General features: G+C 75.2%; 8 protein-coding genes, 1 tRNA gene and 1 pseudogene. 6 read left to right on the forward strand and 4 right to left on the reverse strand.

What is annotated here, in order from left to right:
* The 5 genes and pseudogenes from ABD317_RS30350 to ABD317_RS30370 form a co-directional block, all read left to right on the forward strand.
* Positions 1–328 (forward strand): annotated as a pseudogene (locus ABD317_RS30350) (bifunctional DNA primase/polymerase); the annotation flags it as partial.
* 139 nt (positions 329–467) lie between these two features.
* Positions 468–875 (forward strand): VOC family protein, encoded by a 408-nt coding sequence (locus ABD317_RS30355; RefSeq protein WP_027752813.1) that lies wholly within the window; start codon positions 468–470, stop codon positions 873–875.
* A gap of 95 nt (positions 876–970) precedes the next feature.
* Positions 971–1058: transfer RNA gene (locus tag ABD317_RS30360), tRNA-Ser, on the forward strand.
* Between the two features lie 278 nt (positions 1059–1336).
* Entirely contained in the window at positions 1337–2275 is a 939-nt protein-coding gene (locus ABD317_RS30365; RefSeq protein ID WP_344294012.1) for a hypothetical protein, read from the forward strand.
* 60 nt (positions 2276–2335) lie between these two features.
* Positions 2336–2797 carry a hypothetical protein gene (locus tag ABD317_RS30370; RefSeq protein ID WP_344294014.1) on the forward strand — a complete coding sequence of 154 codons (462 nt, stop codon included), beginning with the start codon at positions 2336–2338 and terminating at the stop codon, positions 2795–2797.
* Positions 2798–2859: 62 nt separating this feature from the next.
* Here ABD317_RS30370 and ABD317_RS30375 read toward each other — a convergent pair whose 3' ends face one another.
* The 3 genes from ABD317_RS30375 to ABD317_RS30385 form a co-directional block, all read right to left on the reverse strand.
* Entirely contained in the window at positions 2860–3870 is a 1011-nt protein-coding gene (locus ABD317_RS30375) for an alcohol dehydrogenase catalytic domain-containing protein (RefSeq protein ID WP_344294016.1), read from the reverse strand.
* Between the two features lie 154 nt (positions 3871–4024).
* Complete coding sequence (locus ABD317_RS30380) at positions 4025–4480, reverse strand: GNAT family N-acetyltransferase (RefSeq protein WP_344294018.1); 456 nt, start codon at positions 4478–4480, stop codon at positions 4025–4027.
* A gap of 28 nt (positions 4481–4508) precedes the next feature.
* Positions 4509–5495 carry an aminoglycoside phosphotransferase family protein gene (locus ABD317_RS30385; protein WP_344294020.1) on the reverse strand — a complete coding sequence of 329 codons (987 nt, stop codon included), beginning with the start codon at positions 5493–5495 and terminating at the stop codon, positions 4509–4511.
* A 138-nt stretch (positions 5496–5633) separates the two neighbouring features.
* Here ABD317_RS30385 and ABD317_RS30390 point away from each other — a divergent pair, with 138 nt between their 5' ends.
* Complete coding sequence (locus tag ABD317_RS30390; protein ID WP_344294022.1) at positions 5634–5900, forward strand: hypothetical protein; 267 nt, start codon at positions 5634–5636, stop codon at positions 5898–5900.
* A gap of 739 nt (positions 5901–6639) precedes the next feature.
* On the opposite strand, the gene ABD317_RS30395 is transcribed toward ABD317_RS30390, so the two are convergent.
* The coding region (locus ABD317_RS30395; protein WP_344294024.1) for a S1C family serine protease at positions 6640–7892 on the reverse strand (1253 nt) is incomplete at its 5' end.

The following is a 7892-nucleotide window of genomic DNA, read 5'->3' on the forward strand; positions in this document are numbered from 1 at the left end:
GAGAGCCCTCCTCCGCCCCCTGACCCCGCCCCCCCCGCCCCCGCCGCCGCCGCCACCGCCACCGCCACCGTCACCGGCGCACCCGGACCAGCCACCCCCGGACGCCCCGGCCCGGGAACGCCGGGCGGACGCCCTGGTCCGCTTCGTCGCCGCCTCCCGCCCCGGCGAACGCAACGCCCGCCTGTTCTGGGCGGCCTGCCGCGCGTACGAGACGGGCCACGGCCCGGACGTCGCGGCGGCGCTCGTCCGCGCCGCGGTCAGCACGGGCCTCCCGGAGCGGGAGGCGGCGGCGACGGTGGCGTCGGCGGCAAGACACACACCCCCGTAACGCCCCCCGTACAACCCCGCCCCCGAAAAAAGCCCCCCGTCCCCCCAACGACCGATGAGTTCCGCGCGGCCACTCCGTCTACCCCTCAGACAGCGTGCTCCAGGAGCCGAACACCGCAGCCCGGAGAGGGGCCACCACGATGCCGCACAAGATCTTCGTCAACCTGCCCGTGAAGGACCTGGACCGCTCGAAGGCCTTCTTCACCGCCCTCGGCTACCGCTTCGACGAGAACTTCACCGACGAGAACGCCACCTGCCTCGTCATCACCGACGACATCTACGCCATGCTCCTCACGGAGCCGTTCTTCAAGGGCTTCACCAAGAACGAGATCGCGGACACCGCCACCGCCACCGAGGCGATCCTCGCCCTGAGCGTGGACGACCGCGCGGCGGTGGACGAGATCGTCGACAAGGCCCTCGCCGCCGGCGGCACCGTCGCGAACGAGCCCAACGACCAGGGCTTCATGTACGGCCGCAGCTTCCTCGACCCGGACGGCCACCAGTGGGAGATCTTCTGGATGGACCCCGCCGCCGCCACCGCATCCTGACCCCGCCCGTCGCCCCTGCCCCACCCCCATCCCGCCCGCAACCCCGCCACCCGAACCGCTAGCCTTGGTCCCTGCCGCCGCCGCGCCGGCGGCAGGGAGAGTTGCCCGAGCGGCCTAAGGGAACGGTCTTGAAAACCGTCGTGGCGTGATCCGTCACCGTGGGTTCGAATCCCACACTCTCCGCCGAGAGGCACCATCTTCGCAGGTCACATGCGGCGTCGTCGTATCTCGACGACGCCGCTTCCGCATGCGGTCGCCTGCGGGCGTGCGTGCGGCGGGTGCGGGGCGTCCCACCGTGCCGCTGCCGGGCGGAGCGAGCGGGTCACCAGCGGATTCCAGGCCGGTGCAAGGTTGGTGCAGGGCCGGTTGCGCAGGGTGGGGTACGCAACCGGCCGGGGGCTGCCGTGTGGAGAAGGCGGGTCCGGGTCGACAGCGTCACGACTCGGGGGAGTACGGGGATCATGAAGCGGGGTTTCGCTTCGGCATGTCTGGGCGCGATCGTCGCCGCGGCCGCCGTCGTCGGCTGTGCCGCCGGTGGCGAGGGGGCGGCGCGGGGAGAGGGGCGGCAGGTCGGCGCGGGGGAGGTGCGTGACCTTACCGACGCCGAGCAGAGCGTGGTGGACCGGGCCACGCAGCTGCTGGTGCGCGAGTGCATGGAGGAGGCGGGCTTCCGGTACTGGCCGGAGCCGGTCGCCGGCGTCGATGAGCGGCGGGGCGGCGGCTACGTGCTCGACGACGTCGGGTGGGCGCGCCGGCACGGGTACGGTACGCGGCTGCAGGAGAAGGCCCTCGCCGCGCAGAAGAACGACCGGAACCACGCCTACGCCAACGCACTGCCCGAGGCCCGGCGGGTGCGTTACTCGAACACCCTCGACGGCGACCCGTCCGGCGCTGTGCTGACGGTCGAGCTGCCCGCGGGCGGCACCGTGCAGACGCCGCGGCACGGCTGCCGGGCGGAGGCGAAGGGGACGCTCTACGGAGACTTCCCCGCCTGGTTCCGGGCCGAGAAGACCGCCACCAACCTCACCCCCCTCTACGTGCCCGACCTGCTGGCGGACGAGCGCTTCGGCACCGCCCGCACGGCGTGGTCGGCGTGCATGCGGGCGCGCGGCCACGACTACGCAGACCCGGCCCGCATCCGCGAGCGGCTGCCCCGCCTCACCCGGGGGCTGAGCGAGGCGAAGGCGCACGCCGTGGAGGTGGAGCTGGCCGTGGCCGAGGCCCAGTGCGCCACCGAGGAGACCTCCCTGGTGCGCACCGCGCGCGCCCTGGAGCGCGAGTACCGCGGCGGGCTGCGCGAGTACCGCGACGACGTCGCCGACCACCGGCGTATGCAGCACGCGGCCCTGGAGCGGGCCGAGGAGCTGTGCGGCCCGGCCGCCTGCGACCCGGACAACTGAGACCGGGACGCACCGAGACCGCCGCATCCCTGCGGCAATCCCTACGGAAGAGGAGCACTCATGCGCAAGATTCCTGCCCTGCTCGCCGCGCTGAGCCTGGCCGGCCTGGGGGCCCTGGTCCCCGCCACCGGCGCCCAGGCGGCCTCCGCGTACTGCGACAACGCATGGAAGAAGGCGTCGTCGGGCTACTTCTACGCGTTCGACGGCACGCACTGCAGGGCACGACTGGGCCAGACCCAGGGCAACGACGCGAACTGGGGAACCCGCGGCGGCGGCTTCGAGGGCGACAGCAACAAGGCCAGCTCGATCCTGCACAAGGGCACGTCCGGCCTGGCCGTCGAGGTGTACGACGGGACGGCGTACCGGGGCGCCAACGCCTGCATCAAGAAGTCCGAGTACTACGTCAGCGACCTCACCGACGACTCCCTGCGCTCCAGTGGCGGGGGCCGCACCAGCGCCAACAACAGCATCTCCTCGCACAGGTGGGTCCAGGCGAGCACCTGCGGCTCGTTCCTGCACTGAGGCGACCGGGACACCGCCACCCGCCCTCCCCCGCCGCGCCGACGCGGCGGGGGAGGGCGGCTTCAGGCGAAGGTGATGACCGAGCGGTTGGGCGGGCTGGCCCTGGCCATCGCCTCCAGGGCGGCGTTGGCGCCCTCCAGCCCGATCGGGGTGTGGTCCGGCACGATGCCGTGGGCGGCGGAGAAGGCGAGGGTGTCGCGGGTGTCGCGGGGGGAGCCGGAGGGGTTGAGCATGACGTGGAGGCGGTTCAGGACCATCGGGGCCGGGGGGAGGACCAGGGGGTCGGCGTCGTAGCCGCAGAGGACCAGGGTGCCGTCGGGGGCCAGGCCGGTGAGGGCCGCGGTGGCCGCGACGGTGGCGGGGGCGGCGTTGAGGATCACGTCGGCGCCGCCGTCCCAGGCCCGCAGGGCCTCCGCCGGGTCGGTGTCGCCGGTGGCGATGAAGCGCTCGGCGCCCAGTTCGCGGGCCGCCGCCTCGCCGCGCGGCGAGCGGCCGAGGGCGGCGACGCGGGCGCCCATCGCGGCGGCGTAGCGGATGGCCAGCGCGCCGACGCCGCCGGTGCCGATCACGGCGACGCGGGAGGTGGCGGTGACGCCCGCCTGGCGCAGGCTGTTGAACGCGGTCAGCCCCGCGCACATCAGCGGCGCCGCGGCCACCGGGTCGAGCCCGTCGGGCAGCGGGGTGACGAAGTCGGCCTTGAGGACGGCGTACTCGGTGTAGCCGCCGTCCATGACGATGCCGGTGATCCGTTTGGCCGGGCAGAGGATCTGCTCGCCGCGCGCGCAGTAGTCGCAGTGCCGGCAGGAGTCGCCGAGGAACTGCGCGCCGACCGTCGTGCCGACGGCCGGCCAGGAGACGCCGGGGCCGAGGGCGGCGACCTCGCCGGTGATCTCGTGCCCGGGGACCACGGGGAAGCGGGCGATGGGCCACCGGCCCTGCACCAGGTCCAGGTCGGTGTGGCAGACCCCGCAGGCAATGATCCTGACCAGGACCTCGCCGGGCCCGGGCTCCGGCACCTCGCGTTCGGTGAGGGTGAGCGGCGCGCCGGCCGCGGTGGCTACCGCCGTGAGCATGGGTGTGGCCCCGTTCCTTCCACCGGCCATCCGCCGGCCGTCCACCGGTCGTCCACCGGCCGGCCGCCGGTCGGCACGGATCTGTCGCCACGAATCTAGCGCCCGCTCCCCGCGCGGACCCGGATTGCGCTCCGCAGGTCGCCGCCGCCGGGCGCTACAGCGGCAGCCCCCGGCCGAACACCACCATCGGCCGCCCCGCCCCGTCGTAGTCCGCCACCGTCCGCGCCTCGAACCCCAGCCTGCGGTGGAACGCCTGCGACCCCTCGTTCGCCACCGACGTGATCGCCTTCAGCCGCTCCGCCCCCTGCCGTCCCGCGGCCGTCGCGAACGCCCCGTACAGCTCCCGGCCCAGACCCGTGCCGCGGGCGTCGTCGCGGACGGCGATCAGGTGGACGTACCCCGTGCGGGCCGGGGTGACGAAGCCGAAGACGTAGCCGCGGATGCCGTCGGGGGCGCGGGCGACCAGGCAGGTGTCGCCGAACTCCTGCACCATCGCGAGCAGGTGCAGCGGGCGCAGGTCGCGCTCGCCCCAGTAGCGGGGGTGGTCGGCGAGCACGCGGTGGTAGTCGTCCGCGTCCGCTGGCTCGATGCGGGTGTCCTCGGTGGCCATCGGCTCTCTCTCCTACGTGACCGGGCGGCTACGGCGTGGCGTCCGCCAGGGCCTCCGTGATCTGGCGGGTGGTGTTGCGGGCGACGAGGGGGTTCGTCGCCGCGTACGTCGTGTACGCGTTGAGCCCCGTCGTCAGCGCCCAGCCCCGGCCCCGGGCCCACGCCGCGTCGTCCGCGCCCAGCGCCGCGCGGAACGCGGCGCGCGGGCCGGCGTCCAGCAGAGTCCAGGCGATGACCAGGTCGCAGGCGGGGTCGCCGACGCCGAGGCCGCCGAAGTCGAGGACGGCGCTCAGGTGGCCGGAGCGGGTGAGGAGGTTGCCGTTGTGCATGTCGCCGTGGAACCACACCGGCGGCCCGGGGCGGTCCCCCGCCTCGACGGCCGCCTCCCACACCGCCGTCAGCACGCGGGCGTCGAACGTGCCGTCCGCGCCCACCGCCGCGATCGCCGCCCGCGTCGCGCGGTCGCGGTCGCGCAGCGGTACGGCGGGGGAGAGCAGCCCGTACGGAGCATCGGACGGCGACGTGGACGGAGACGGTGACGCCGCCGCCGGCAGCGGCAGCCCCTGCAGCGCGCGCAGGAACGCCGCCGTGTCGGCGGCGGCCTCCTCCGGGTCGGCCAGCCCGCCGGGCGTCGCCGTCTCGCCGTCGAGCCACCGCGACACCGACCAGTGCCACGGGTAGCCGAACGCCGGCTCGCCCACCTCCAGCGGCGCCGGGACCGCCAGCGGCAGGTGCGGGGCGAGCCGGGGCAGCCACAGGAGTTCCTTCTCGGCCTGCCCCGCCGCCCAGTCGCCGCGCGGGAGGCGTACGGACATGGCGTCGCCGAGGCGGAAGATCACGTGGTCCGAGCCGCCGGGGTGCAGACGCCGCAGCGGCAGGTGCGCCCACCTCGGGAACTGCGCCGCCAGCAGGCGCCTGGCGAGCGCCTCGTCGACGACGGGGGCGGCGGCGGTCGCGTCCGCGGTCGTTCCCGCGGTCGTTCCCGCGGTCGTTCCCGCGCTGGTCTCGGCCGTCAAACGTCTCTCCTCCCGGCCTGCGGTCCACCTCATCCCATCCCCCGGCCGCCCGCGCTGTCGAACGGTTTTCGCGGTCACACGGGTGGGATGCGGGGAAGACGCGTGACTCGAAAATCGAACACGTGTCAGAATAACCGCGTGACCCACACCTTCCCCGAAGACCTCGTCCAGACCCAGCGCGACTGGTACGCGGTGTATCGCAGGCTCGCCGAGGAGCCGCGGCACAGCGCCAGCGAAACCGCGGTCCTGCGGCGGCGATTGCTGCGGCTGTCGGTGCGGGTATCCACCCATCCGTACTGGCAGACGGCGGGCGGCCGGCGGCCGGCCGCCCGGATGGCGCTGAAGGAGGCGGCCTGGGCGGAGGCGTCGGCGGAGGTGCGGGCGGAGAGCGGGCGGGGCGGGTGACTCCCGGGGGCTGCGGAGGCCGCCGCCTTGTGGGGAGGCGGGGTGGTTCGGGGTGGTGACGGACCGCGGCTCGTTACCGACGCGGCCGTCGCGGAGGGCGGTCGCTCGCGGAGGCCGACTGGTCACGGACGGCGGCTGGTCGCGGTGGGCGGTTGCTCGCGGGCGCGGCTGCCGCGGAGAGCGGTTCCAAGGACCGCCGGCCGCGCAGGTCGCCGGCTGTGCGGACAGCCGGTATGCCGCACGGGCCGCCGCCGGCCGGACCCGGGCAGGGGACGGGTCCGGCGGTACGGGCGAGCCGGTGCGGGGCGTTCCGGCCGGGGCGGTGACGGGCCCCGGCCGTGAGCCGGTCCGGGCCGGGTGAGGGGCAGGGCCGCATGAGGGACGGCCCTGAACACCCGGCCCGGACCTCCCCGCGCAGTGCCCGGCCCCGCGAGGACCGCGTTCCGCGTGGTGCTGCAGCCGGTCGGGAGCTACGGCGCCGCAGAGCGCAGCGGCGACCCGGGGATCTCGCGCGGCCGCGGAGTGCGCCCCTGCCCGGTGGGCGGCGGCGCCCCCGCCGCGCTCGGCTCGGTGACGGCGTACGGGCACGGCACGCCACACCGCGAAGAGCGCCTCGCCCTCCACCACCCCGCGGCACGCGGCCCCCGCACCCGCCGACGCACCACGGCCGGCCGGCCGGACACCCCGCTCGGGTGCCCGGCCGGCCGGCCGTTGCCGACTCGCTGCCGCCGCCGGCTCGCTACTGGTCTCCCTCGCGCTCGCCGAGCGTGACCTCCGTGGTCTGCTGGTCGCCGCCGCGCTCGTAGGTGATCTCCACCTTGTCGCCCGGCTTGTGCGACCACAGCTGGGCGATCAGCGTCGGCCCGCTGTCGATGACGGTGTCGTCCAGCCTGGTGATGACGTCCCCGGACGCCAGCCCCGCGTCGGCCGCCGGGCCGCCGGGCGTCACCGGCTCGCCGGCCCCGTTCGCCGACTCGCTGATCTTCGCGCCCTTGCCCCGGTACGAGTTGTCGACGGAGACGCCGATGATCGCGTAGACGGGCTCGCCGGTGTCGATGAGCGTGCCGGCGACCCAGTCGGCCTGGTTGATCGGGATCGCGAAGCCCAGGCCGATGCTGCCGCCCTGCCCGCCGCCGAACGGGCTGCCGCTGTCCGCCGGGCGGATCGCGGAATTGATGCCGATGACGTTGCCGGCGTGGTCGAGGAGCGGGCCGCCGGAGTTGCCGGGGTTGATGGAGGCGTCGGTCTGCAGGGCGTTCATGTACGACTCCTGCTGGCCGGTCGCGTCGCCGGAGGCCACCGGGCGGTGCTTGGCGCTGACGATGCCGGTGGTGACCGTGCCCGACAGGCCGAAGGGCGAGCCGATGGCGATGGTCTGGTCGCCGACGTCGACTTTGTCGGAGTCGCCGAGGGGCAGCGGCGTCAGCTCGGCGCCGGAGGGGTCGGCGAGCTTGATGACGGCCACGTCGTACCCGCTGGCCTGGCCGACCACCTCGGCGTCGTACGTCTTGCCGTTGGAGAACGTCGCCGTGAGCGAGCCGGCGCCCTCGGCGCCCGCCACGACGTGGTTGTTGGTGAGGATGTGGCCCTGCTTGTCGTAGACGAAGCCGGTGCCGGTGGCGGCGCCCTCCTGGCCGGTGCCGCTGTCGCCGGCGCCACCGGCCTCGATGGTGACGACGCTGGGCAGCGCCTTGTCGGCAATGCCGGCGACGGAGCCGGGCGGGTTCTCGATCTCCTGGCCGTCCTGGGTGCCGGAGACGGTCGTCGACGCGCTGCCGGGGTCGTCGTCGCGCTCGGCCGCCCAGTACCCGATGCCGCCGCCGATCCCGCCGCCGAGCAGCGCGGCGACGAGGGTGGCCGCGACGAGCGTGCCCGTGCGCCGGCCGCCGTTCCCGGACGGGCGGGGGGCTGCGTCCCAGCCGCCGCCGCCCGGGGGCTGGGCGCTGCCCCAGCCGGGCTGGGTGGGGGGCGGGGTGCCCGCCGGTCCCGGAC

The organism is Streptomyces synnematoformans (assembly GCF_039531005.1).
In the GTDB taxonomy this organism is placed as follows: domain Bacteria; phylum Actinomycetota; class Actinomycetes; order Streptomycetales; family Streptomycetaceae; genus Streptomyces; species Streptomyces synnematoformans.

What these genes read in the sequence shown, in the direction of transcription:
- ABD317_RS30355 (WP_027752813.1), top strand. Translation starts at nt 468, where the DNA reads ATGCCGCACAAGATCTTCGTCAACCTGCCCGTGAAGGACCTGGACCGC.
- ABD317_RS30365 (WP_344294012.1), top strand. Translation starts at nt 1,337, where the DNA reads ATGAAGCGGGGTTTCGCTTCGGCATGTCTGGGCGCGATCGTCGCCGCG.
- ABD317_RS30370 (WP_344294014.1), top strand. Translation starts at nt 2,336, where the DNA reads ATGCGCAAGATTCCTGCCCTGCTCGCCGCGCTGAGCCTGGCCGGCCTG.
- ABD317_RS30375 (WP_344294016.1), bottom strand. Translation starts at nt 3,870, where the DNA reads ATGCTCACGGCGGTAGCCACCGCGGCCGGCGCGCCGCTCACCCTCACC.
- ABD317_RS30380 (WP_344294018.1), bottom strand. Translation starts at nt 4,480, where the DNA reads ATGGCCACCGAGGACACCCGCATCGAGCCAGCGGACGCGGACGACTAC.